The following is a 24,795-nucleotide window of genomic DNA, read 5'->3' as shown; positions in this document are numbered from 1 at the left end:
AAGGGCCTGCCGCTCAGCGCAGCAGGTACTGGTTCAGCAGGTTCTCATAGGCTTCCTGCCGTCCGCTACGCTGGCGCAGCTCGCCGCTCTGTTCGGCCAGCGCGCACAGCGCATCCAGGCCCAGCTGGCCGGCCGCGAAGGCTTGGCCCGGGCCCTGGTCGAAGCTGGCGTAGCGCTCGCGCCGCCACTGTTCCAGCGGCGACTGCTGCAGCAGCGCATGGGCCACTTCCAGCCCGCGGGCGAAGGCGTCCATGCCGCCGATATGGGCCAGGAACAGATCCTGCGGGTCGGTCGATTCGCGCCGCACCTTGGCATCGAAGTTCAGCCCGCCGTGGCCCAGCCCGCCCTGCCGCAGCACCACCAGCATCGCCCCGACGGTGTCGTACAGGTCGGTCGGGAACTGGTCGGTATCCCAGCCATTCTGCGGATTGCCCCGGTTCGCATCGATGCTGCCCAGCAGCCCGGCATCGGCCGCCACCTGCAGGTCATGCGCGAAGGTGTGGCCGGACAGCGTGGCGTGGTTGGCTTCGATGTTCAGTTTGAAGTCCGCATCCAGGCCATGCTGGCGCAGGAAGCCGACCACGGTGGCGCTGTCGAAATCGTACTGGTGGTGCATCGGCTCCATCGGCTTGGGCTCGATCAGGAACGTGCCTTCGAAGCCGATGCTGCGGCCGTGATCGCGTGCCGCTGCCAGGAACCGCGCCAGGTGGGCCTGCTCACGCTTCATGTCGGTGTTCAGCAGGCAGGCATAGCCTTCGCGGCCGCCCCAGAACACGTAGTTGCTGCCGCCCAGGGCCACCGTGGCTTCCAGCGCGGCCTTGACCTGCACGGCGGCGCGCGCCACCACGGCGAAGTCCGGATTGGTCGCCGCACCATTCATGTAGCGCGGGTGCGAGAACAGGTTGGCCGTGCCCCACAGCAGCTTCATGCCGGTCTGCTGCTGGCGCTGTCCGGCCAGGTCCACCATGTGCGCCAGGTTGGCGCGGTACTCACCGATGTCGTCGGCGTCGGGCGCCAGGTCCACGTCGTGGAAGCACCAGTACGGCACGCCCAGCTTGGTGAAGAACTCGAAGGCGGCATCGCAGCGCGCTTCGGCCCGGGCCAGCGGCGTATCGCCCTGGTCCCAGGGGTAGGCACGGGTGCCCGGCCCGAACGGGTCCTGGCCGGCGCCACAGAAACTGTGCCAGTAGGCCACGGCGAAACGCAGGTGCTCGGCCATGCTGCGCCCGCCGATCTGCCGCTGCGCGTCATAGACTTTGAAGGCCAGGGGATTGTCGGAGTCGCGGCCCTCGAAGGGGATGCGACCGATGCCGGGGAAGTACTCACGCTGACCAACATGGAACGGGGTTGCCATGGACGATGCTTCCTTCTTCGGGATCAGGGCAGGCGCTGCTGAAACAACGGCGTCAGTGCCTGCAGGTGGTGGGCGAAACGCTGGTAACCGGCCTGGTACAGGGCGCCGCGCGCGGCATCGGGCTGCGCAGCCTGGGCGGCATCGAACTGCAGGTGCTCATCGACCAGATCGGCCAGTGCCCCGCCCTGCCCCTCGCACAGCCACAGCGCCTGCAGTGCAGCGCCGAACGCGGCGCCTTCGGCCTGCGCGGGCACGACCACGGGCAGTTGGAACAGATCGGCGATCATCTGCCGCCAGCCGGGGCTGTTGGCGCCGCCGCCCGTCAGCACCAGGCGCTGGCCCTGCAGCCCGCCCTCGACCAAGGCGTCGTAGCCCAGGCGCAGGCTGTAGCTGGCCCCTTCCATCGCGGCGCGATAGAGGTTGGCCGGGCCCAGGTTGTGCAGGTCCAGCCCATGCAGGGCGCCGCGCGCCAGCGGCAGGTCCGGGCTGCGTTCGCCATTGAAGAACGGCAGCATCACCAGCCCGTCGGCGCCGGGCGCGCTCTGCGCCAGCAGGTCTTCGCACTGCGCGGGCGACTGCCCCAGCAGCGCGGCCGCCTGGCCGGTGGCCACCGTGCAGTTCATCGTGCAGATCAAGGGCAGCCAGCCACCGTCAGAGGCGCAGAACGCGGCCCAGCGTGCCTGCGGATCGATGCGCGGCGTGGCGCTCCAGCCAAACAGGGTGCCCGACGTGCCCAGGCTCATGCTCAGCCGCCCTTCGCGCACCGCGCCGGTGCCGATGGCCGCCATCATGTTGTCGCCACCGCCGACCGCCACGCGGGTGTTCGCAGGCAGGCCCAGCAGCGCCGCCACCGCGGGCAGCAGGGCGAACCCCTGGTCGGGCGCGACCAGCGGCGGCAGCAGTCCGGCCAGATCGCGCCGCTCATCGGTGGCCGCCAGCATCGGCGCCGACCAGCTGCGCCGGCGCACATCCAGCCAGCCGGTACCGGAGGCATCGCCGGCCTCCATGAAGCGCTGCCCGGTCAGCCACAGATTCAGGTAATCATGGGGCAGCGCGATGCCGTCCAGTGCTGCATCGACCTCCGGCCGGTGCTGGCGGGTCCAGCGCAGCTTGGAGGCGGTGTAACCCACGCGCAGGTCATTGCCGGCTTCGGCAATGCAGGCCGCCACCCCGCCCATGGCCGACACGATCTGTGCGCACTGCTCGCTGCTGCTGGTGTCGCACCACAACTTCACCGGCCCCAGCGCGCGGTTGTCCGCGCCCAGCGGTACGAAGCCATGCTGCTGGCCGGAAACGGCAAGCCCGCGCACCCGCGCGCGCAGGCTGCCCGGCAACGCCTGGATGGCCTGCACCAGCGCCTGCACCCAATCGGCTGCGTTCTGCTCGCGCCCGCCGTCGTCGGTGGCGGTCAGCGACAACGGCCGCGCCTGCTGCGCCAGCACCTGCCGCGCCTGCGCGTCGTAGGCCAGTACCTTCACACTCTGGGTGCCGGCATCGATGCCCAGATACACGCTCATGCCCTGCCCTTCGCTGCGATCCGCACTGTCACCCGCCAGATGTCCACCGATGGACATCGAGTCTGCCGGGGCCGTCAGCGGCTTGGCAATGTGCACTGCGGCAAAGCGGGCTGCCATCCCTGCGGTCGCAGCAGGCAGCGACCGGGCAATCGCTGCGTTCAAGCACGCCGAAGCGTGCAACGGCAGCGCGCGCGGTCAACCTGTTCTAGAATTGTGCGCTTGAAGACGGATCTGCCTCCCCCCTTATGCCCTTTGTCGTCACCGAAAACTGCATCAAGTGCAAACACACCGATTGCGTGGAAGTGTGCCCCGTGGATTGTTTCCACGAAGGCCCGAACTTCCTGGTGATCGACCCGGACGAGTGCATCGACTGCACCCTCTGTGAGCCGGAGTGCCCGGTCAACGCGATCTTCCCCGAAGACGATGTGCCCGCCGGCCAGGAAGTGTTCGTGGGCCTGAATGCCGAGCTGGCGCGTGAGTGGCCGATGCTGACCGTGCGCAAGGACCCGCCCGCCGATGCCGGCGACTGGGACGGCAAGCCGGACAAGCTGAAGCTGCTGGAGCGCTGAGGCGCCAGCGGTTGCAAGGAAAAAGGGCGCCATTGGCGCCCTTTTTCATGGCGGGGTACCACCCTCCGCCCTGGTGGGTGCCAACCTTGGTTGGCACCGGAGCGTCAACCAAGGTTGACGCCTACCTCCGCAAGGCATGGCCCGGCGCTTACTGGGCCAGCTTGGCCTTCAGTGCGGCGATCAGCTTCACCGGCGCTTCGGCGGTGGCCGGAAGGCCACGCGGATCGACGGCCGAAATGTATGCGCCGGCATCGACGGCCACCACGCGCACCAGGAAGTTGCTGCCTTCATAGGCCACGTCGTACGAGCCCAGCAGCTGCGCACGGGTCGCGATGGTCACACCTTCCAGGCCTTCCAGCGCAGTGCCGACCTTGGTGAAGGCCTCATCCTTGCTGCCCGGCACGATGAAGCCGGTGTTGTTGGCAGCCGGCGCCGCAGCAGCGGCCGGTGCAGCCGGCGCAACCGCGGCGGCCTGCTGCGCGGCCGGAGCCAGCGCCGGCATCTGGTTGCTGCCAGCACCGGTCGGCAGGTTCAGGTCCGGCGGCACTTCCAGCGGACGCATTTCAGGGGCCAGGGCGTAGTCGCCCTTGGCGCCGCGCTTGAAGCAACCGGTGGTACCGGCGGCAACGGCGACGGCAAGCAGGGCGTAGGACAGCACGCGGACAGTGGAAACGGATTGACGCATGTGGATCTCCTGGATCAGGCCACGACGACAGGTCAGTGGCTGGAAAGGGCTTCAAGGGCGGCAATGTCGCCGGCAAGGTGGTCGGCGGCAGGCGCGTGCTCGGCCGACAGCGGCAGCAGCGGCAGGCGCAGATCGTGGCCGATGCCGATCCGGCGCAGCAGCGCCTTCACCGGAATCGGGTTGGGCTCGACGCCACAGAAATCGTGGAACGGCTGCAGGCGGCCATCCCACGATTCGGTCGCTTCATGGTCGTGGGCGGCAGCCAGCGCGCACATGCGGCGGTAGGCACCCGGCAGCGCGTTGGAGCCGACCGAGACCAGGCCATCCATGCCGGCCTGGATCGAGCGGGCAGCGGTGCCGTCATCGCCGCTCAACACGGCGAAATCCGGGGCCGACAGCGCCAGCAGCGCCTGCACCCGGCCGGTGTCGCCCACCGCTTCCTTGATGCCGACGATGTTCGGATGGCGGGCCAGTTCGGCCACGGTCTCCGGCAGCATGTCGCAGCCGGTACGGCCGGGCACGTTGTACAGCACCACCGGCAGGCCACCGTGGTCGGCCACGGCACGGTAGTGCGCGATCAGGCCGGCCTGGGTCGGGCGCACGTACGGCGGCGTGACCACCAGCGCATGGCTGGCGCCCAGGGCAGCGGCGCGGCGGGTCTGTTCGATGGTTTTGGCGGTTCCAGACAGGCCGGTACCGGCCAGGACCGGAATGCGCCCGCCGATGCGCTCGACCGCGCTGGCCAGCAGCTGGTCGTATTCGGCATCGGACAGGGTGGCGGCTTCGCCGGTGGAGCCAGCGACGACAACGCCCTGGACGCCCGCCTCCAGCTGCAGGTGCAGCAGGCGCTGCCAACCGTCGGGATCGAGGGAGCCGTCGGCCCGGAACGGGGTCGCCAGCGCGGTGATGAGGCCGGAAAGGGACAAGGACGTGCTGCTCTTGGCTGGGAAGGGAAACGCCCGCCATTACTGGGCGGGGGCGACCTGAATGTTACTTGCGGCGCGAAACCACGGGCAAGTATGCTGGACACCGGTGGATTCCCGCCCCCCGGCGGGCATTCAGACTCACCCCAAGCATTACCCGGAATCGCCTTGACCGACACCACCCCGCGCCCCGCGCCGAGCGAAAACCACCTCCTGATCAACGCCTATACGACGCATCCGGAGTCCCCCCTGCTGTCTGTCACCCGCCGCATCGCCGACAGTGGCTGCAATCTGGTCGACGCCCGCCTGGCCACCGTTGGACGCGATGTCTCGGTGACCGCGCTGGCCACCGGCTCCTGGGATTCGGTGGCCAAGCTGGAAGCCATGCTGACCCGGCTGGAGCGCGAGGAAGGCCTGAAGCTGGTCTGGTACCGCACCGCCGCCAAGCAGGCGCAGTCCAACCTGCTGCCCTACATCGTGGAAGTAATCGCCGCCGACAAGCCGGGCATCCTGTTCCAGCTGGCCGATTTCTTCGACCGCCAGGGCATCACCATCGAGAACCTGCAGAGCACCCGCTACCGCGCCATGCAGACCGGCGCTGAAATGTTCAGCGCGCAGGTGACCATCGGCGTTCCGGCCAACATGCACATCGCCGCGCTGCGCGATGACTTCCTTGAATTCTGCGACCACTTGAACCTGGACGCGATCATGGACCCGATGAAATTCTGATTCTTCGCGCGCCTCTCACGGGCGCGTGGCGTTTCATGCAATTGTCGTAGAAACAACCCAGGCTCGACAGAAGGACCTCATGAACAACGGCGATACCCTGGACAGCACCACCCTTTCCCTGCCGCTGGCCCTGTCCGGCGGCCACCACGCCACCCTCGGCGACTACGCCGGCCAGTGGCTGGTGCTGTACTTCTACCCCAAGGACAGCACCCCGGGCTGCACCACCGAAGGCATCGACTTCAACGCGCTGCTGCCCGAATTCAAGAAGGCCGGCGCGGTCGTGCTCGGCGTCTCCCGCGATTCGGTGAAGTCGCACGACAACTTCTGCGCCAAGCAGGGTTTCAACTTCCCGCTGGTCAGCGATGGCGATGAAGCCCTGTGCAGCGCCTTCGACGTGATCAAGCTGAAGAACATGTACGGCAAGCAGGTACGTGGCATCGAGCGCAGCACCTTCCTGATTTCACCCGACAGTCGTATCGTGCAGGCATGGCGCAAGGTCAAGGTTGCTGGCCACGCCGATGCCGTCCTCGCCGAACTCAAGGCCGCCCAAACCAAGTGAGTCCCATCGCCCACTCTGTCCGCCACCACCCTGCCCTGCAGGCTGTGGTGGTTTTTCCCTGTCCGTAACCAGGAAACGACGATGACCCGAGGCAAGCGCATCTACGTGCTGGATACCAACGTGCTGATGCACGATCCCACCGCGCTGTTCAAGTTCGAGGAACACGACGTCTACCTGCCCATGCAGGTGATCGAGGAGCTGGACAACGGCAAGAAGGGAACCTCCGAAGCAAGCCGCAACGCCCGCCAGGTAAGCCGCTTCCTCAACGAGCTGGTGCAGGAATCGGGCCTGGACAACCTGGCCGACGGCATTCCGCTGCAGCGCCCGAACGGGCTGCAGCTGCGTGGCAAGCAGAGCGCCGGCAAGCTGCGCTTCCAGACCAGCCACTTCGACGCCGGCAAGAGCTTTGGCAAGGTCATTCCGGACAACGCGATCCTCGGCGCGATCCTGGCGCTGAAGGAAGAGACCCCGGACCTGCCGGTGGTGTTCGTTTCCAAGGACATCAACCTGCGCATCAAGGCGGCCATCGCCGGCATCGTGTCCGAGGACTACGAGAACGATCGCGCGCTGGACGATTTCAGCCTGCTGTACACCGGCGCCACCGAGCTGCCCGAAGACTTCTGGAAGCGCCACGGCGAAGACCTGCGCAGCTGGAGCGACAAGGGCCGCACCCATTACGAAATCCAGGCGCAGGATGGCGAGGAGTGGTATCCGAACCAGTACGTCTACCTGCCCGGCGAAGACGAAGTGGAACTGCGCGTCAGTCGCGTGGTGGGCGATGGCAAGGTGGTGCTGTCGCTGGTCGATGACTTCCGCCACGGCAGCCACGCCGTGTGGGGCATCAGCGCGCGCAACCGCGAGCAGAATTTCGCACTGAACGCGCTGATGGACCCGGAGATCGATTTCGTCACCCTGCTGGGCACCGCCGGCACCGGCAAGACCCTGCTGGCGCTGGCCGCCGGCCTTGCCCAGACCATGGACCAGCAGCGCTACCGCGAAATCATCATGACCCGCGCCACGGTGAGCGTGGGCGAGGACATCGGCTTCCTGCCCGGCACCGAAGAAGAAAAGATGACGCCGTGGATGGGCGCGCTGACCGACAACCTGGAAGTGCTCACGCACAACCAGGAAGGCGGCACCTGGGGCCGCCAGGCCACCAACGACCTGCTGGCCAGCCGCATCAAGATCCGCTCGATGAACTTCATGCGCGGCCGCACCTTCCTGTCACGTTATCTGATCCTGGACGAGGCGCAGAACCTCACCCCCAAGCAGATGAAGACCCTGATCACCCGCGCCGGCCCCGGCACCAAGATCGTCTGCCTGGGCAACGTCGAACAGATCGACACCCCGTACCTGACCGAGACCACCTCGGGCCTGACCTACGCGGTGGACCGCTTCAAGAACTGGCCGCACAGCGCACACATCACCCTGCGCCGTGGCGAGCGTTCGCGCCTGGCCGATTACGCTTCGGAGGTGTTGTGAACCGTTGCACCCGCCTGTTGCTGCCCACGGTGGCGATCGCCCTCGCCACCGCACTCGGCGCCTGCACCACCACGCGCGGGCCGGCCAGCGTGCCCACCGCCGAACGCACCGGCCAATCGTGGGTGGTCACCCGCCCGGTCATCGCCGCGCAGGTGCTGGACACCTGCTCGCGGCCCAGCCCCGGTCGCGAGGCCGGTCGGGTCACGGGTTACTGGGCGCCCAGCCGGCAGCAGGTGGACCAGCTGGAGGCGAAACTGCCCTCGCTGGAAGCACAGGTGCCGCACGTACTGGATTTCGACCGCCAGTACGTGGGCATTGAAAGCGCGGGGCAGCGGCTGATCTACATCAACGCGTTCCATCTGCCCGACGATGGCAGCGTGAATCCGGCCCGCGAAGCGATCCGCGTGTGCGATGGCGGTCGCCAGTTCTGGGGCGCGCTGTTCGACCCGGCCAGCAACACCTTCAGCGACCTGCAGTTCAACGGCGGCAAGCTGTCCTCGCCCTGAGGCGGCGGCATGGGAATCCGCCTGCCCACCTGGGTCTGGATCGGCGCGGTCGCGCTCTCCTGCGTGGCCGGCATGGTCAACGTGGTTGGCTTCCTGGGCTTCGAGCACCAGGCGGTCAGCCACATGACCGGTAGCACCAGCCAGCTGGGCATGGCATTGGCGCAGGGCGACTGGCGTGCGGTGGGTCATCTGTGGGGCCTGCTGATCGCCTTCTCGTTGGGCGCCATGCTCAGCGGCCTGTTGATCCAGGACAGCACCCTGCAGCTGGGCCGCCGCTACGGCGTGGCGCTGGCGATCGAATCGATGTTGCTGCTGGTGGCCATTCCGCTGTTTGAGCAGCAGCAGATCTGGGGCGCACTGGCTGCGGCCATGGCCTGCGGCCTGCAGAACGCCATGGCCACCACGTTCAGTGGCGCGGTGGTGCGCACCACGCATCTGAGCGGCATGTTCACCGACCTGGGCATCGGCCTGGGCCATCTGCTGCGTGGCCTGCCGCTGCAACTGCGGCGACTGACCCTGAGCGGCCTGATCATCAGCGGCTTCCTGGCCGGCGGGGTGATCGGCGCCTGGCTGTTCATGCGCTGGCAGTACGACGCACTGCTGGCCCCAGCGCTGCTGACCGGCCTGACCGGCATCGTCTACGTGGTGTACCAGCAATGGGCGCGCTGGCGGCATTGATGGTGCCCGGGGTCAGATCCCTCTCCGGCGGAGAGGGCTCTGACCCCGGCTTGCGGCAGTCGAGCAAGCTCGACTCTACCCGCACCCGCTGGACCACGGCACAATCGACGGATGAGCCCCTCTACACCCGTTTCCGCCCTGACCATCGCCGGCTCCGATTCCGGCGGCGGCGCCGGCATCCAGGCCGATCTGAAAGCCTTTGCCGCCCACCGCGTGCACGGCCTGTCGGTGATCGCGGCACTGACCGCGCAGAACACCCGCGGGGTGACCGCAGTGCATGTTCCGCCGGTCCACTTCCTGCGCGCGCAGCTGGACGCCTGCTTCGATGATTTCGACATCCACGCGGTGAAACTCGGCATGCTGGCCAATGCCGAGGTGATCAACGCAGTGGCCGAGGTACTTGAACAGCGCCGCCCCGCCCATGTGGTGCTGGACCCGGTGATGGTCGCCACCAGCGGCGCGCGCCTGCTGGAAGACAGCGCGCTGCAGGCACTGCGCGAACGCCTGATTCCGCTGGCCACGCTGATCACCCCGAACACCCCCGAAGCCGAACTGCTGGTCGGCCACCGCATCGGCAATGCCGCGCAGGCAGAACAGGCGGCGGCGGCACTGCTGGACCTGGGCGCCGGCGCGGTGCTGCTCAAGGGCGGCCATCTGCAGGAAGGCAACCGCGTGGTCGATCGTTACTTCGACGGTGTCAGCAGCGAAGAATTCATCCATGCGCGATTGCCGCTGGATGCACACGGCACCGGCTGTACGCTGGCCTCGGCCATCGCCGCGCAGCTGTGCAACGGCCTGAGCCTGGGCAACGCCTGCGAAGCGGGCATCGACTACGTGGCGCGCGGGCTGCAGCAGGGCTATGCCCCCGGCCGCAGCGAGGTACTGGTACTGGACCACTTCGGCGCGGCGCCGCACGCATGAGCGCTACTCAACGCACGTTCGCCGTGCATAGCGGCGATGGCCACCAGTACGAGATCATCGCCTGCGTGCCGCCGCAGCCACTGGCCCGCCTGCTGTGGCTGCCGGCGCTGGGCGTGGCCGCGCGCCATTACCTGCCGCTGGCGCAGGCGCTGGCCGCACGCGGCATCGCCGTCTACCTGCACGAGTGGCGTGGCAATGGCAGCAGCTCGCTGCGCCCCTCCAGGAAGGTGGACTGGGGCTACCGCGAGATTCTCGAACAGGATCTGCCGGCCAGCCAGGCCGTGCTGGAGCGCGACGACAACGAAGCGACGCTGGTGCCCTGGATCATCGGCGGCCACAGCCTGGGCGGGCAGCTGGCCTGCGTGCATGCGGGCCGCGTGCCGGATCGCTTCCAGCACCTGTGGCTGGCAGCCAGCGGCACACCGTTCTGGCGCGCCTTCCCGGCCCCGCGCAGGTGGCTGCTGCCGCTGTTCTACCGTTTCCTGCCCTGGATCGCGCGCCGCCAGGGCGTACTGCACGGCCGCCGCCTCGGCTTTGGCGGCACCGAAGCACGCGGGCTGATCGCCGACTGGGCGCGGGTGGGCCTGAACAACCGCTACGCCGCCGTTGGCATGGCCGAAGATCTGGAGGCACAGCTGGCGCGCATCCACGGCACCGCGCAGGCGGTGCTGATGGCCGATGACTGGTTCGCCCCGCTGGGTTCGATGCAGGCGCTGCTGGCCAAGCTGCCGAATGTGGCCTCACGCGTGCGCGTGCTGTCCGCGCAGGAACTGGGTACGCGTGCCGATCACTTCGCCTGGATGAAGGCCCCGGACGCTGTGGCGGAAAGCTTTTTCATTCAGTTGAATGAAAATTTTCACAAAAGCGTTGACGTCGGGCGCCGACATCCGCATAATTCCGCTCCTGTCGCAGGGCGCCCGTAGCTCAGTTGGATAGAGTACCTGGCTACGAACCAGGCGGTCGGGAGTTCGAATCTCTCCGGGCGCACCACTCGACAGGCTTCCGGCATCCGCCGCTGGAAGATGCAGTAAAATGATGTAACAAATTGATTGTGTACCGCGCGCCCGTAGCTCAGTTGGATAGAGTACCTGGCTACGAACCAGGCGGTCGGGAGTTCGAATCTCTCCGGGCGCACCACACACGATCAACACAACAAGTTTATGTAATTGGCGCCCGTAGCTCAGTTGGATAGAGTACCTGGCTACGAACCAGGCGGTCGGGAGTTCGAATCTCTCCGGGCGCACCATTACACCGAAACAGCAGGCCTCGGCCTGCTGTTTTTTTATGTGTGTTTTCTGCAGGGCTGCGCCCTGCACCTGCTCAATGCAACGTCAACGCCAACGTCAGGAGCGTGTATTCCGCGGGATGGCGGCGCAGTGTCGGATTGCGGGGACGCCGTAAACCCTTCCTGAAATGACACCCCGCAATCCGACACTCCCCCACCCCGACAGATTCCCGCGATCTGTTGGAACGGCGTTCTGCTCTGGTGTGTCGACCAAGGTCGACACCTACCAATAGCAGGCACGGGGTCGGATCCCGTTGCGACGCAACGGGCTCTGACCCCAGATTCGTATCGCTATCTGACAGATTTCATCCACGCATGGCGTGGATCTACCGTGTCGACCAAGGTCGACACCTACCAACAGCAGCGGGGAGCCGTCAGAGGCGGGGCGGTGTCGGATTGCGGGGTGTCAGCCGCATGGATGCGGCTGCCAAGCCTACAGGGACGTACTTGCGGCGTCCCCGCAATCCGACACCGCCCCGCCACCCCACGGATATCCAGCTTTTGCTTTTGCTTTTGCCGTTGCCTTGAGCAGGTGCAGGGCGCAGCCCTGCAGACCACCCCCATCCACGCATGGCGTGGATCTACCCCATTGCCTGCCACCACTGCGCCAGCAACTCCGGCCTGCGCAGCCGTTCGCGCCACCAGCGCAGGGCCGCGCCGTCCTCGCCGGTGCGCCAGGCCAGCCAGAAGGTCTCTTCCGCCTTGGGCTCCTCCACCTCGCGGATCACCAGCTCGCCGCGCGCTACCGCCGCGCGCGCGCACGGCTCGGGCAGGAAACCGAATCCCAACCCCTGGCATTGCAGCTTCAGCTTGCTGGCCATGTCCGGCACCGTCAGGATCTCCTGCCCCATCAGCAGGCCCACGGTGCGCGGCAGCAGACGCCGCGCGGAATCGGACACCGCAATGGCGCAATGCTCGGCCAGATGCTCTCGACCCAGTACGCCCGGCACCTGCGCCAGCGGATGATCCGGCGCCACCGCAAACACGAAATCCACGCTGCCCAGCGGCTCCACCACATAGCCACCGCCGCTGGGCCCCTCGCCCGCCGCCCCCACCAGCAGGTCGGCGCGCCGGTCCAGCAGCGCCTCCCACGTGCCGGACAGCGCCTCGCCGAACAGCCGCAGGCGCGTCGGCGCCTCGATACTGCGGAATGCGGCGATATCCGGGCCCAGCAGCCAGGTCGGGAACATCGAATCCACCGCCAGGCTCAGCTCCGCCTCCCAGCCCGACGCCACCCGGCGCACCCGCAGCTCCAGCTCGCGGGCCGCACGCAACAGGTGCCGGCCCTCGTCCAGCAAGGCGCGCCCGGCCTCGGTCAGCTCGGCGCGCGGGCCCACCCGGTCGAACAACTGCACGCCCAGGTCTTCCTCCAGCTTGGCCACCGTGTAGGAAATGGTGGACGGCACCTTGTGCAGGGCCTTGCCGGCCCCGGCAAACGAGCCGCGGCGGTCGATGGCGTCCAGGATCTGCAGGGCATCGAGGCTGATCTTGAGCATTCGAAATTTTCGATGATGGCTGTCAAAACTATCCGTTTTTCAAACCCGCGGCGCAAGCAGATACTTCTCTCCAACGGGGAAACACAGCGGCCACCGGCCCACCCCGCCCCATCGAAACCATCGAACAAGGAGAATCATCATGCTGCAGATCCGCAAGAGCGCTACCCGTGGCCTGGCCGAGCATGGCTGGCTGTCGTCCCGCCACACCTTCTCCTTTGCCAGCTACTACGACCCGCGCTACGTTAGCTTCGGCCCGCTGCGGGTCATCAACGAAGACAAGGTGATCGGCGGCCAGGGCTTCGGCACCCACAGCCACAGCAACATGGAAATCATTTCCTACGTGCTGGGCGGCGCACTGGAGCACAAGGACTCGATGGGTACCGGCTCGGTGCTGCGCTACGGCGACGTGCAGGTGATGAGCGCCGGCAGCGGCGTCAGCCACAGTGAGTTCAACCACTCGGCCACCGATCCGGTGCACTTCCTGCAGATCTGGGTGTTCCCGGACCGCGAGAACATCGAGCCGTCCTACCGCGAGACCCACTTCGCGCCGGAGAGCAAGCGCGGCCAGCTGCGCCTGATCGCCTCGCCCGATGGTGCCGACGGTTCGCTGCGCATCCAGCAGGACGCCCGCATCTTCGCCACCATCCTGGACGGCGAGCAGAAGCTGCACCATGCGCTGGCCAGCGGCCGTGGCGCTTACGTGCAGGTGGCCCGTGGCCAGCTGCAGGTGAACGGCATCACCCTGGAAGCCGGCGATGCCCTGCAGGTCAGCGACGAAGCGCAGCTGACCCTGGAAAACGGCAACGACGCTGAAGTGCTGGTGTTCGACCTGCCGCTGTAAAGCACGGAAACCTGCGGTGCCGCGTGGCACCGCAGGTTCGGCGGTTCACGCCCGCCAATACGCTTGTGCCGGCAGGCGCGGCGCCGGACAGGTCGCCGCCGGATGCTGAGCGTCGCGCGCCATCCAGTCGTCCACCACCCCGGCCAGCAGGTCCAGGCGCAGCGGCAGGGTGATGTGGTCCTCGCCGCGCATTTCGATGTAATGCGCGCGCGGATTGGCCTGGGCCAGTTCGCGGCCCTGGCTGACCGGAATGTGCTGGTCGCCCTGGCCGTGCAGCAGCAGCACACAGGCACGGGTATCGGCCAGGGCGCGGGCCACGTCCACCTGGTCCAGGTCCAGATCCAGGCGCTGCCCGGCGGCGGCCACCACCTGATCGATATCCTGGCCGCCGTAACGCCAGCGGGCATAGCCGGCGATCATCTGCGCCTTCAGCCCTTCCGGCTGCAGCGCCATCAGGTGCGGAATCATCGTGCGGATGGCCACACCCGCATTGGCGAACGACTCCATCGCCACCACGCCCTCGACCTGGTCACCCAGCTTGTCCGCCGCGAACAGCGCGGTGGCCGCACCGTAGGACACCCCGAACAGGTACAGCGGGCCGCGTATCTCGCCGCGCGCGCGCAGTTCGGCGATCACGTCCACTACATCGTCAGACTCGTAGGTGCCATAGCCGGAGGGCCCCGCCCCCGATTGGCCATGGTTGCGCAGGTCCAGGGTCACCACCCGATAACCCTGCCCGGCCAGCTGCAGCGACCACGGCAGCATCGAATCACCGTTCATCATCCAGCCGTGCAGCAGCACCACGGTGCCGCGCGGCGCCTGTGCGCGGAACGGATGCGGCAGCGCAAGGCTCAGGCCGGTATCCAGCGGCAGGCCATTCTGGTGGTGCTGCGGCAGGTAGTGGTAGCGGGCACCGTAGTCGCCCGGATCGAACACCCGCCAGAAGATCGGTACGCCCTCGCGGCCACGGGCGAAACCATGGCGGGTGGGTAATGCGGCAATGGCCGCCTGCAGGCGCGGCTGGTCCAGCAGGGTCGAGACCCCACCCGGCGCGACCAGACGGTCGCTGAGCGAGGTGGAACCGGCATTGATCGAGGAGGAGCATGCAGCCAGCCACAGGCCGGCGCACGCCAGCAGGAGCAGCAGCAGGCGCTTCATGGGCATCAAGGGAAAGGGACGACAGCGCGACAGGCTATCTGCGTCACGGCGTGTCATCTATCGCACTGTCATGACGAGTTGATGACAACCCAGCCACGGTTCAGCCCCCCACTCTGCCCCACAGCCGCGCTGTGACCGCCGCCGCAGTGCCATCGAACCTGCGTCTTCACGTCACCCCCATGTCATTGGCGCTGCCGACACTCCCGGGCTTTCCCACCGAAGGTCCGCTCTCAATGCCCATGCGTGCATCGTTCCCCCGCCTGTCCCTGCTGGCCCTGCTGATCGCCCCCGCCCTGGATGCCATGGCCGCAGCGCCTGCGGCCGACGCCGATACCGCCAGCACCGATGCGCGCACCCTGGACCAGGTACAGGTGATCGGCCAGGCCACCAGCTACGCCAAGACCGCGGTCAGTGCCGAAACCCTGAACCGGCAGATGGCGATGAGCAGCGTGAACGATGCATTGAACGAGGTGCCGGGCGTGGTGGTCAGCGAAGCCGATGCCACCGGCTCGTCGGTCTGGGGCACGCAGATCAGCATGCGCGGCTTTGTCACCAACCGCGATACCCAGCAGATCGGCACCACCATCGACGGCCTGCCCAACGGTGGCTCCGGCTACGGCGGCGGTTCGCTGGCCAACCGCTACATCGACACGCTGGATCTGGAAACGGTGGAAGTCAGCCAGGGCACGGCCGATATTTCCTCGCGTTCCAACGAAGCACTCGGCGGCACGCTCAACTTCCTCACCAGCGACCCGCTGCACGACAGCCGCCTGCGCTTCGTGGTCGGCGCCGGTGACAACGACGCCCGCAAGTACTACGTGCGCTACGACACGGGCCTGCTGGGCGGGCACACCCGCGCCTGGATCAGCGCCTCGTCGGCCGAAGTGAACGACTGGATCGACGGCACCGGCCACGCCAGCAACGACCATATCGCCGGCAAGTTCATCACCGAACTGGATCGCTGGACCCTGACCGGCTACCTGTCCTACAACGACGCCGACGAGCCGGAGTACACCAGCGTCACCCCGCAGGGCTTCGCCACCCAGCCCGACCGCGACAACCTGGTCGGCACCCTCACCGGCATTCCCTACCTGGACCAGAACTACCGTTCCGGCTCGCGCGCGCTGCGCGAGAACACCTTCGGCTACCTGCGCGCCGCATTCGACGGCGGCAATGGTTTCAAGGCCACGATGGCGGCCTACGGCCACCGCATGCAGGGCCGCGGCGACTGGCTGCCACCCTACCTGGCCGATGTCAGCGCCGACGGCATCGGCCGCCCGGAATCGGAATACCTGGGCGGCCGCACCGTATACGGCGGCGGCAACCTGGGCCAGATCTACTTCGTGAACCCCGATGGCAGCGCGGCCCAGCCGATTGCTGGCTGCACGCCGCGCGCCGGCTTCAGCGCCGAGTACGATCCGAACTGCTATGCCGGCAACGTGCTGGGCGCGCAGTCCTACCGCCACACCCACTACGACAACGACCGCATGGGCGTGACCGCAGACGTGGAATGGCGGCAGACCTTCGGCAGCGTTGACAACACGATCCGAGGAGGTCTGTGGGTGGAGAAGCTGGACCGTACGGCGCGCCGCGACTGGCACCGCCTGCTCAGCGTCGGGCAGAACATCGGCTTCGACCACCAGCCGTACTGGGTGCAGTTCGACGACCGTTACAAGGTCGATGAGCAGATGTACTACATCGAGGATGTGGCGCGCTTCGGCCCGTTCAGCGCCCGCCTGGGCGTGAAGCAGTTCTTCGTCGACCAGTCGCGCCGGCGCACCATCGGTGCCAACGAACAGGTCAGCAGCGACTCGAAGTCCGACCCGCTGCTGTCCACCGGCTTCACCTGGGCCCCCGGCCCGGAAGGCATGGAGCTGTTCGCCGGCTTCTCGCAGAACTTCGCGGCCATCCCGTCCGGGGTGCTGGGCGAGACCGACCCGCAGCGCTTCCGCAACGTGGAACCGGAAACCGCCGACAACATCGAACTGGGCCTGCGCATCAGCCGCTGGCCGCTGACCGCATCGGTCACCCTGTACAACATCCGCTTCGACAACCGCATCGTCTACCTGCCGGCCGGCCTGGTCAGTGGCATCGACTACCTGGACGAGACCGATGGCGTGTATGAGAACTTCGGCGGCGTGGAAAGCAATGGTCTGGAAGCCGCATTCGGCTACGGCTGGGACAATGGCTGGCGGGTCAACGCGGCCTACACCTACAACCGCTCCACCTATCTGGGCAGCGGCGACGCCACCCGCGATACCGAACTGGGCATCGTGGACGGCGCCAAGGTGATCGGCCAAGCGGAAAACACCCTGGTGCTGTCGGCCGACTGGCAGGGCACGAACTGGAACTTCGGCCTGTCCGGGCGCTACCTGGGCAGCCGCTACCTGGATGCGGCCAACGTCAACAAGCTGCCCTCGGCCACCGTCTTCAACGCCAACATCGGCTTCGACCTGCAGGGCCTGTCGCCGCGCCTGAAGGGCATGGGCGCCAACCTGGTGGTGAGCAACCTGACCGACAAGCGGTATCTTGCAGGGGTGGATGGTCGCGATTCCGCCTTCATCGGCGCGGCGCGTACCGTAGGCATCTCTTTCCGTGTGGATCTGTGAGCAAGCCCGTGACTGATATCGGCCGACGCCGGTTGTTGCAGGCCGGCGTGGCTGCCGGCCTTTCCCCGCTGCTGCCCAGCATTGCCCGGGCCGCAGCGATCGCCCCGGCGGCGCATACGCGCAGCCTGCAGGACCTGCAGCACATCGTGGTGTTCATGCAGGAAAACCGCTCGTTCGACCACTACTTCGGCACCCTGCCCGGCGTGCGCGGTTTCGGTGATCGGTTCGTGGCGCCGGCACCGCCGCTGGCCGATGCCGAGGGGCCGCGCACGCTGTGGCTGCAACCCGATGCCGACGGCCACCGGGCGATCGCGCCCTTCGCCCTGGATACGGCCCGGCACTTCGGCTACATGCGCGTGGAAGGCACCCCGCACACCTGGCCCGATGCGCAGCGCGCCTGGGACCACGGGCGCATGGCGCGCTGGCCCCAGGCCAAGCAGAACCACTCGATGGGCTACTTCCAGCGGACCGACCTGCCGTTCCAGTTCGCCCTGGCCGAAGCGTTCACCGTCTGCGATGCCTACCACTGCGCCATGCAGGCGGGCACCAACCCGAATCGCGTGTTTCTGTGGACCGGCCACAACGATGCCTTTGCACGGGCCGGTGGCCCGGTCATCGCCAATTCCCACGACAACTTCCCCGAGTACGGCGGCCACGCGCAGTCGTATCACTGGGCCAGCTACGTGGAACGCCTGCAGCAGGCCGGCGTGTCCTGGCAGATCTACCAGGACATGGACGACAACTTCACCGACAACCCGCTGGCCGGCTTCGAAGCGTTCCGCCAGGCCTACCGCGGCGCTGAAGGACACGACCCGGAGCTGCGCCGCCGTGCGGTCAGCAGCCGCGGGCTGGCGCAGCTGCGCCAGGATGTGATCGACGGGACGTTGCCGCAGGTCAGCTTCATCATTGCCGACGCCGCCGGCAGCGAGCATCCCGGACCGTCCAGCCCCGCCCAGGGCGCGGCCTACACCGCGCGCGTGCTCGATGCACTTACCGCCGATCCTGATGTGTGGAGCCGTACCGCGCTGCTGCTGATGTTCGACGAGAACGACGGCTTCTTCGACCACATGCCGCCGCCGGCACCGCCCTCGGCGCAGGGCGATGGCTGGGCCGGCGCTTCTGCGGTCAGCACCGAAGGCGAATACCACCTGCACCCGGCACCGGGCGATGAGAAGTACGACGACGCCGAACTGCGTGGCCGCCCTTATGGAATGGGTCCGCGCGTGCCCCTGTACGTGATTTCGCCGTGGAGCCGTGGGGGTTGGGTCGACTCGCAGGTGTACGACCACACCTCGGTGCTGCGCCTGATCGAGCGACGCTTCGGCGTGGCCTGCCCGGACATCTCACCGTGGCGGCGTGCGGTCAGTGGCGATCTGGTCAACGCGTTCGACTTCGCCCAGCGCGATACCCGGCCGTTCGTGCGCGCCCTGCCCGATGTCAGCGCGGTGGCCGCGCGCGCCGCCACGCTGCCCGGGCGTACCGTGCCGGCATTGCCGGACGATCTGCAGCCTGCTCAACAGGAACGCGGCGTGCGTCCGGCGCGTGCGCTGCCCTATCGACCGCAGGTGCAGGTGCAAACGCGCGATACCGACAGCATCACGCTGGCGCTGTCGTGCGAAGGCGCTGCTGCCGTGCTGCACGTGTACGACCGGCTGCGGCTGGAGCAGATTCCGCGGCGCTATACGCTGCTGCCGGGGCACCCGTTGCAGGACCACTGGCCGCTGGATGCACAGGGGCGCTACGACCTGTGGGTGCTGGGTCCAAACGGCTTCCATCGCCACTTCCAGGGAAATGCGAGTGCGCCTGCGCTGCAGGCGTGGGTGCAGCACAGCGACGCCAAGCTGTACCTGTCGTTGCGCAATCCGGGCACCACTGCGCAGACGGTCCGCGTGAGCGCCGGTGCCTACGCAGGCCACATGCCGGAACAGACGCTGTCGCTGGCCGCCGGTACCGAACAGGTGCTGGACTGGAATGCCGCACCTACTGCGGGCTGGTATGACCTGCACCTGCAGGCCGGTGAACAGCAGCTGCGCCTGGCCGGTCGCGCCGAAGATGGTCGCCCCGGCAGCAGCGACCCGGCGATGGGCAGCCAGCCGCTGCGCCTCGAGCACGGCTGAATCCCTGCGCGGGCACGCGGCGCCTGCCCTGCGCGAGCGTTCGCTCAGGGCAGGCGCCGGAACAGGTTGGTCTGCAGGATCGGCGTGCCCTCGTGGGTGTAGAACGCCTTGGTCTCGGTCATCGTCGACGGGTCGGCCGCGATCGTGTAGATGCGCGTGGACGCGGGGGCGCCATGGTCGACCAGCTGCATCACCAAGGTGGAGGGCGATGGCAGCTTGAGGTTGGCCTGGTCGGCGCCGTAGGTGCCCGACAGCGGGCCCGGCGTGCCATCCAGCGACAGGGTGCCGTCGGACTTCATGGTCTTGCCATCGTGCAGCACGATGTCCACGTGCGAGCTCCAGCGGCCGCCACCGGCATCCTTGAATTCCAGCACCACCTGCTTCGGACGCTGCGCTTCCGGCAGTGCCGACGTGGAGATGTCCAGCGACCAGCGGCCCAGCAGTGGCGACGGGGAAGCATCGGCAGCGGAAGCGGCACCGGCCTGCAGTGACAGCGCGGACAGCAGCACAGCGGACAACAGCTTCATGCAAGGCTCCGTTCGAGTGAATAAGGATCTGCGGCAACGCGTGCGCACACTGGAACACATTTTCACCCAGCCGCCTGTTCACGCTCGCCCTGGGCGCGACGTCAGCCGTTCCAGCCCAGCCCGCGCGGCTCACTGCTGAACCCTGCCGCGCGCAGGGCGTCCACGGCGAGGCCGCGGTGGACCGGTTCGGCATTGATCCGCTGCAGCGTGAAGGACAGCCGCCGACCGCGCCGCAGGCCGACAGCCAGCGCCTGTGCCGCCGCCGTCCAGCGCACTGCAGCGTCGGCGTCGGTGTCATCGATCCAACTGGACAGCTGGCGGCCCCCTTGCGGCAGGTACAGCTGCAGCCGACCTTCACCGATCACCACCAGCGCACCGGCGCGTCGCACCGGCCTCGACCCGGCCAGGGCCTGCGGCCACGGCAACAGGCTGCCGAACGGGTTGGCTGGATCCAGCGCGGACAGCGCAACCCATCCGCCAGCGCCGCCCGCACGCTCGGCACAGGCACGCAGGTGGTCGATGTCTGCGCGCTGGGCGAACTGGGCACCGCCCATCCCCTGCACGAAGCGCCCGCGCAGCAGCTGGCCTGCGTCCTCCATGCTGCGCAGCACCGGCCGCAGTGCCGGGAAGCCGCCGGCCACGGCCTCGCTCATCGCCGCGCTGCGGGTGAGCACCGTGTAGCGGTCCAGCAGCGCCTCGGTCTGCGCCAGCGCACGCACCGTGTCATTGGCCCGCTCCTGTGGCAGCAGCGACCAGCGCCCGGCCAGCGTCGGCCCCGCGCTGCTGGCCAGGGCCAGTCCCGCGGTGCCCGTCGCCAGGGGTGCGAAGGCAAGGTCACGGCGGCGGCGGGACACGGACATCGGCCGCGCCCGCGCCGGGCGCACGCCGTCGAGCGCGCGCAGCGGTGCCCACAGGTCACTGCTGATCTGCCCGCGCCATGCCAGCTGCCACAGCGCCGTCTGGAAATCCTCGCCTGCACTGCCTGCATCGGCGGGATGCGGCTGTACCTGCATCGCCAGTTGCCGGGCGAAGAACGCACCGCCTGCAGCCAGCACCTGCAGGATGGCCTGCTGCATCGGCGATGGGATGGCATCGCTGTCCATGAGCGGCAGGGTTTCGGCCGCGTGGTCCCGCAGGTGCAGCGATACCCGTCCATCATCGTCGCCCAGGCGGCCGTGGCCGGCCCAGAGCACCGTGCCGGTGGCCAGCAGTTCATCCAGCAGCGCAGGCGTGTAACCGGGCACCCGCGCAGGCAGCACCTGCTGCTCCCACAGCGATGCCGGCAGTGGCAGGCCCGCCAGTTGTCCAATCACCTGCAGCACGGCCTCACTGTCGCTGCCAGGCGTGGCCTTCGGCAGCACGCCCTGCCCTTCCAGCAATACGCCCACGTAGGCTTCCACTGGTACCGGCCGCGTTGCCGCGCGGGCGGCCTGCAGCGAGCGCAGCCGCAACCGCTGCAGCACATCGGCGGCCACCCATTCATGGGCCGCGCGCGGCGAAGGCGGTGCGGCATTGTCGGCCGGCTGGCGACGATCAAGGCCGAAGCGACCACGGATGATCCGACCCTGCTCCTGCAACACCTGCAGCGCGTCATCCACCACCGCCACGCCCAATCCGAAACGGGCCGCCACGCTGCCGCTGCTGAAGGGCCCAGCGTGGCGCGCGTGCCGGCCAAGCAGGTCACCCAGTGGATCCACTACCGATGCCAGGAATACCCCGGCAATGTCCGCTGGCGGTTCGATCCCGAGGGCATCGCGCAGCCGCGCGGCGTCCTCCACCGCTGCCCACTGTTCAACACCGGCAATGGTCACGCGGATGGCACGCCCAGCAGCCTGCAACGCCTGCAGCCAGGCCGCCACCTGCGTGGGTTCGGCGCTGCGCTGCGCGATGTCGCTGGCCGGCAATGGGCCAAGCTCGCGCAGCAGGTCGGCCACGCCTTCGATGCCACGCGCGTGGCGGGGCGGGTCCAAGCGCTGCAGTTCACGGGCGACGGTGGCCACCACCTCATCGTCCAGCAGCTCACCGAGGTCGACCTGGCCCAGCAGCTCGGCGAGCAGGCCACTGTCAAGCGACAGCACCGATGCGCGTCGTTCAGCCAGGGGCACGTCGGCTTCGTACATGAACTCGGCGACATAGCCGAACAACAGGTCCGCCGCGAAGGGCGACGGCACGGCGGTCTCCACCTCGACCACCTGGACCTGGCCGGCCTGCACGCGCAGCATCAGCGCATCCAGCGCGTCCAGGTCGTAGACATCCTGCAGGCATTCGCGCGCGGTCTCGACCAGGATGGGGAAACCCTCGTGGCCACGCGCGATCTCCAGCAACTGCCCCGCACGCAGGCGCTGCTGCCACAACGGCGAGCGCTTGCCCGGCGTGCGGCGCGGCAGCAGCAGGGCACGCGAGGCGCACTCACGGAAACGGGCGGCGAACAGAGCCGAGGCGGTGACCGACAGCGTGATGGTGTGGCGCAGGCTGGCCGCGTCGAACAGAAAGACGTCCGCGCCCGGCGCAGCGCCGCTGCGGTCAGGGATGCGCACGATGATGCCATCGTCGCTGGCCACCACGGCCGGGTCGATGCCCGCCTGCTCGCGCAGCCGCGCGGCTACCGCCAAGGCCCAGGGGTCGTGCACGCGACGCCCGTAGGGCGAGTGCAGCATGACCCGCCAATCGCCCAGTTCATCACGGCAGCGCTCGACCACCAGGCGCAGGTCGGTCGGCAGCACGCCGGTCGCCTGCTGCTGCTCGGCAACAAGCGCCAGCATGTTGCCGATCGCATTGTCGTCCAAGCCACGCCCGCGCAGCCGGGCCAGCAGCGCCGGTGACGGCTCGCCAGCGGCGCGCGGATCGTCTTCCAGTTCGGCAAGGAACGCGCCGGTGGCCTGCCCCAGCTCGGCCGGGCGCCCCATGCCCTCGCCACGCCAGAACGGCAGCCGCGCCGAGCGCCCGGGTGCGGGCGTCACCACGACCTGGTCGAGGGTGATCTGGTCGATGCGCCAGGACGTGGCGCCAAGGGTGATGACATCGTTCACCCGCGACTCGTGCACCATCTCCTCGTCCAGCTCGCCCACCCGACGCGAGCCGGCCTGCTCCTCGCCCTCGGGCAGTACCACCGCGTACATGCCGCGGTCCGGAATCGTGCCGCCACTGGTGACCGCCAACTGCCGGGCGCCGGGGCGCGCGGTCAACGTGCCTGTCTTCCGGTCCCACACCAGGCGGGGGCGGAAGCCCGCGAATTCGTCGGACGGATAGCGCCCGGCCAGCATGTCCAGCACCGCGTCGAAGGCACTGCGGGGCAGCGTGCGGTAAGGCGCGGCGCGGCAGACCCGTGCAAACCAGGCCTCTGCATCGAGTGGCTCCATCGCCACCGCGGCAACGGTCTGCTGGGCCAGCACATCAAGCGGGTTGCGCGGTGGATCGATGGCTTCGATGCGACCCTCCAGCATGCTGTCCACCACCACGGCGGCATCGACCAGGTCACGTCGCGTGCGCGGGTAGAGCAGGCCGCGCGACATACCGCCCACCTGGTGTCCCGCACGCCCCACCCGCTGCAGTGCACTGGATACCGACGGCGGCGCCGCAACCTGGATGACCAGATCCACCAGGCCCATGTCGATGCCCAGCTCGAGGCTGGACGTCGCTACGACGCAGCGCAGTTCACCCGTCTTCAGCGCCTGCTCGATGGCGGCGCGCTGCTCCTTGGACACCGAGCCGTGGTGCGAGCGCGCGATCACCGCGTCGGGCGCAGTGACGCGGTTCACCGTGCTGCCGGTAAATGATCCGTACGCGGTTGCGGCCGCACCTTCGGTGTCGCCCGCGTTTCCCGCGCTCGTGCGCTCGGCATGCAGCTCGTTGAGCCGCGCGGTGAGCCGTTCGGCCACGCCGCGCGAATTGGCAAAGACGATCGTTGAGCGATGCTGCATCACGTTATCGAGGATGCTGGCCTCCACGTGCGGCCAGATCGACCCCACGCGTGTGCCGGCCCCTCGCCCTTGCGCCGGGCCGTGCATGGCCAGGTCGGTCATGTCCTCCACCGGCACCACGATCTTCAGCTGCAACTGCCGCTGCGAAGGCGGCTGCACCACCTGCACCGGGCGATCGCCGCCGAGGAAGGCGGCCACGCCCTGCACCGGGCGCACCGTGGCAGACAGGCCGATGCGCTGTGCGGGCACCTGCAGCAAGGCGTCCAGCCGTTCCAGGCTGAGGGCCAGGTGCGAGCCTCGCTTGCCGCCGGCCACGGCATGGATCTCATCGAGGATGACCGTATGCACATCGCGCAGGATCTCCCGCGCCTGTGAGGTCAGCATCAGGTACAGCGACTCGGGCGTGGTGATCAGGATGTCCGGCGGACGCCGCAGCAGCCGCGCGCGGTCGCTGCTGCTGGTATCGCCGGTGCGCATGGCCACGGTAAGCGCAACGGCCGGGTCGCCGCGTTCACTGCGGCGCGCACTGATGCCGTGCAGCGGCACCTGCAGGTTGCGCTGCACATCGCTGCCCAGCGCCTTGATCGGCGACAGGTACAGCACGCGCGTGCGCGCCACGGGCCTGGCCGCAGGGTCGCGGCGCGCATCGCCATCGCGTTCGGCGAACACCTGGTCGATCGCATGCAGGAAGGCCGCCAGCGTCTTTCCCGACCCGGTGGGCGCGACCACCAGCGTGTGCTGGCCTGCGGCGATCGATGCCCACGCCTGGTCCTGCACCGGTGTCGATGCCGCGAACGTGGAACCGAACCAGTCACGCGTGGCGGGATGGAAGTTCTGCAGGGAATCCAAGGCAGGTACGGTCGCCATGTTCGACGGTTCGATGATACGGCGAAGCTGCACAACGCCGTGAAGACCGATG

At 68.1% G+C, this 24,795-nt stretch carries 19 protein-coding genes and 3 tRNA genes; 14 read left to right on the top strand and 8 right to left on the bottom strand.

Annotated elements, in window-relative coordinates:
• Positions 1–13: 13 nt before the first annotated feature.
• Both xylA and xylB read right to left on the bottom strand, forming a co-directional pair.
• On the bottom strand, positions 14–1,354 hold the full coding sequence (gene xylA, locus C1933_RS07655; RefSeq protein ID WP_108752768.1) for a xylose isomerase: 1,341 nt from the start codon (positions 1,352–1,354) through the stop codon (positions 14–16).
• Positions 1,355–1,377: 23 nt separating this feature from the next.
• Entirely contained in the window at positions 1,378–2,871 is a 1,494-nt protein-coding gene (xylB, locus tag C1933_RS07650; RefSeq protein ID WP_108754773.1) for a xylulokinase, read from the bottom strand.
• Between the two features lie 245 nt (positions 2,872–3,116).
• Between xylB and fdxA the strand changes: the two genes are divergently transcribed.
• Positions 3,117–3,440 carry a ferredoxin FdxA gene (gene fdxA, locus C1933_RS07645; RefSeq protein WP_108752767.1) on the top strand — a complete coding sequence of 108 codons (324 nt, stop codon included), beginning with the start codon at positions 3,117–3,119 and terminating at the stop codon, positions 3,438–3,440.
• Between the two features lie 148 nt (positions 3,441–3,588).
• Here the strand turns inward: fdxA and C1933_RS07640 are convergent, their stop codons facing one another.
• Both C1933_RS07640 and dapA read right to left on the bottom strand, forming a co-directional pair.
• Entirely contained in the window at positions 3,589–4,125 is a 537-nt protein-coding gene (locus C1933_RS07640; protein WP_108752766.1) for a hypothetical protein, read from the bottom strand.
• Between the two features lie 32 nt (positions 4,126–4,157).
• Complete coding sequence (dapA, locus tag C1933_RS07635) at positions 4,158–5,051, bottom strand: 4-hydroxy-tetrahydrodipicolinate synthase (RefSeq protein ID WP_108752765.1); 894 nt, start codon at positions 5,049–5,051, stop codon at positions 4,158–4,160.
• Between the two features lie 165 nt (positions 5,052–5,216).
• Here dapA and C1933_RS07630 point away from each other — a divergent pair, with 165 nt between their 5' ends.
• The 10 genes from C1933_RS07630 (at position 5,217) to C1933_RS07585 (ending at position 11,169) form a co-directional block, all read left to right on the top strand.
• A complete protein-coding gene (locus C1933_RS07630) occupies positions 5,217–5,777 on the top strand; it encodes a glycine cleavage system protein R (RefSeq protein WP_005409051.1) in 561 nt (186 codons plus the stop codon).
• Positions 5,778–5,856: 79 nt separating this feature from the next.
• The gene (locus C1933_RS07625; protein ID WP_108752764.1) at positions 5,857–6,336 is read left to right on the top strand and encodes a peroxiredoxin; all 480 of its coding nucleotides are present in this window, start codon (positions 5,857–5,859) and stop codon (positions 6,334–6,336) included.
• 81 nt (positions 6,337–6,417) lie between these two features.
• Positions 6,418–7,818, top strand: a complete 1,401-nt coding sequence (locus C1933_RS07620) for a PhoH family protein (RefSeq protein WP_108749260.1) — start codon at positions 6,418–6,420, stop codon at positions 7,816–7,818.
• Positions 7,815–8,324 (top strand): hypothetical protein, encoded by a 510-nt coding sequence (locus tag C1933_RS07615; RefSeq protein WP_108752763.1) that lies wholly within the window; start codon positions 7,815–7,817, stop codon positions 8,322–8,324. Before C1933_RS07620 ends, C1933_RS07615 begins: the two co-directional genes overlap by 4 nt.
• A 9-nt stretch (positions 8,325–8,333) precedes the next feature.
• Positions 8,334–9,002, top strand: coding sequence for a YoaK family protein (locus tag C1933_RS07610; RefSeq protein WP_108752762.1), 669 nt, complete (start codon positions 8,334–8,336; stop codon positions 9,000–9,002).
• 111 nt (positions 9,003–9,113) lie between these two features.
• Positions 9,114–9,923 (top strand): bifunctional hydroxymethylpyrimidine kinase/phosphomethylpyrimidine kinase, encoded by an 810-nt coding sequence (gene thiD, locus C1933_RS07605; protein WP_108752761.1) that lies wholly within the window; start codon positions 9,114–9,116, stop codon positions 9,921–9,923.
• Positions 9,920–10,846 (top strand): alpha/beta fold hydrolase, encoded by a 927-nt coding sequence (locus tag C1933_RS07600; RefSeq protein ID WP_108752760.1) that lies wholly within the window; start codon positions 9,920–9,922, stop codon positions 10,844–10,846. Before thiD ends, C1933_RS07600 begins: the two co-directional genes overlap by 4 nt.
• A tRNA-Arg gene (locus tag C1933_RS07595) sits at positions 10,837–10,913 on the top strand. The genes C1933_RS07600 and C1933_RS07595 overlap by 10 nt, the downstream gene beginning before the upstream one ends.
• Positions 10,914–10,983: 70 nt before the next feature.
• Positions 10,984–11,060, top strand: a tRNA-Arg gene (locus C1933_RS07590).
• Positions 11,061–11,092: 32 nt separating this feature from the next.
• Positions 11,093–11,169: transfer RNA gene (locus tag C1933_RS07585), tRNA-Arg, on the top strand.
• Between the two features lie 620 nt (positions 11,170–11,789).
• On the opposite strand, the gene C1933_RS07575 is transcribed toward C1933_RS07585, so the two are convergent.
• Positions 11,790–12,704, bottom strand: a complete 915-nt coding sequence (locus C1933_RS07575) for a LysR family transcriptional regulator (protein WP_108752759.1) — start codon at positions 12,702–12,704, stop codon at positions 11,790–11,792.
• Positions 12,705–12,843: 139 nt separating this feature from the next.
• Between C1933_RS07575 and C1933_RS07570 the strand changes: the two genes are divergently transcribed.
• Positions 12,844–13,545 (top strand): pirin family protein, encoded by a 702-nt coding sequence (locus tag C1933_RS07570; RefSeq protein ID WP_108752758.1) that lies wholly within the window; start codon positions 12,844–12,846, stop codon positions 13,543–13,545.
• 45 nt (positions 13,546–13,590) lie between these two features.
• Here C1933_RS07570 and C1933_RS07565 read toward each other — a convergent pair whose 3' ends face one another.
• Positions 13,591–14,703 carry an alpha/beta fold hydrolase gene (locus C1933_RS07565; protein ID WP_108752757.1) on the bottom strand — a complete coding sequence of 371 codons (1,113 nt, stop codon included), beginning with the start codon at positions 14,701–14,703 and terminating at the stop codon, positions 13,591–13,593.
• A 233-nt stretch (positions 14,704–14,936) separates the two neighbouring features.
• On the opposite strand from C1933_RS07565, the gene C1933_RS07560 reads away from it, so the two are divergent.
• Together C1933_RS07560 and C1933_RS07555 are read left to right on the top strand one after the other, a co-directional pair.
• Positions 14,937–17,312, top strand: coding sequence for a TonB-dependent receptor (locus C1933_RS07560; protein WP_108752756.1), 2,376 nt, complete (start codon positions 14,937–14,939; stop codon positions 17,310–17,312).
• Between the two features lie 8 nt (positions 17,313–17,320).
• The gene (locus C1933_RS07555) at positions 17,321–19,429 is read left to right on the top strand and encodes a phospholipase C, phosphocholine-specific (protein ID WP_108754772.1); all 2,109 of its coding nucleotides are present in this window, start codon (positions 17,321–17,323) and stop codon (positions 19,427–19,429) included.
• 44 nt (positions 19,430–19,473) lie between these two features.
• On the opposite strand, the gene C1933_RS07550 is transcribed toward C1933_RS07555, so the two are convergent.
• Positions 19,474–19,956 (bottom strand): LuxR family transcriptional regulator, encoded by a 483-nt coding sequence (locus tag C1933_RS07550; protein WP_108752755.1) that lies wholly within the window; start codon positions 19,954–19,956, stop codon positions 19,474–19,476.
• Positions 19,957–20,057: 101 nt separating this feature from the next.
• Positions 20,058–24,743, bottom strand: coding sequence for an ATP-dependent helicase (locus C1933_RS07545; RefSeq protein ID WP_108754771.1), 4,686 nt, complete (start codon positions 24,741–24,743; stop codon positions 20,058–20,060).
• Positions 24,744–24,795 lie beyond the last annotated feature (52 nt).

It is taken from the genome of Stenotrophomonas sp. ZAC14D2_NAIMI4_6 (assembly GCF_003086875.1).
Taxonomy (GTDB): domain Bacteria; phylum Pseudomonadota; class Gammaproteobacteria; order Xanthomonadales; family Xanthomonadaceae; genus Stenotrophomonas.
This window is presented reverse-complemented; position numbering and strand designations above follow the sequence as displayed.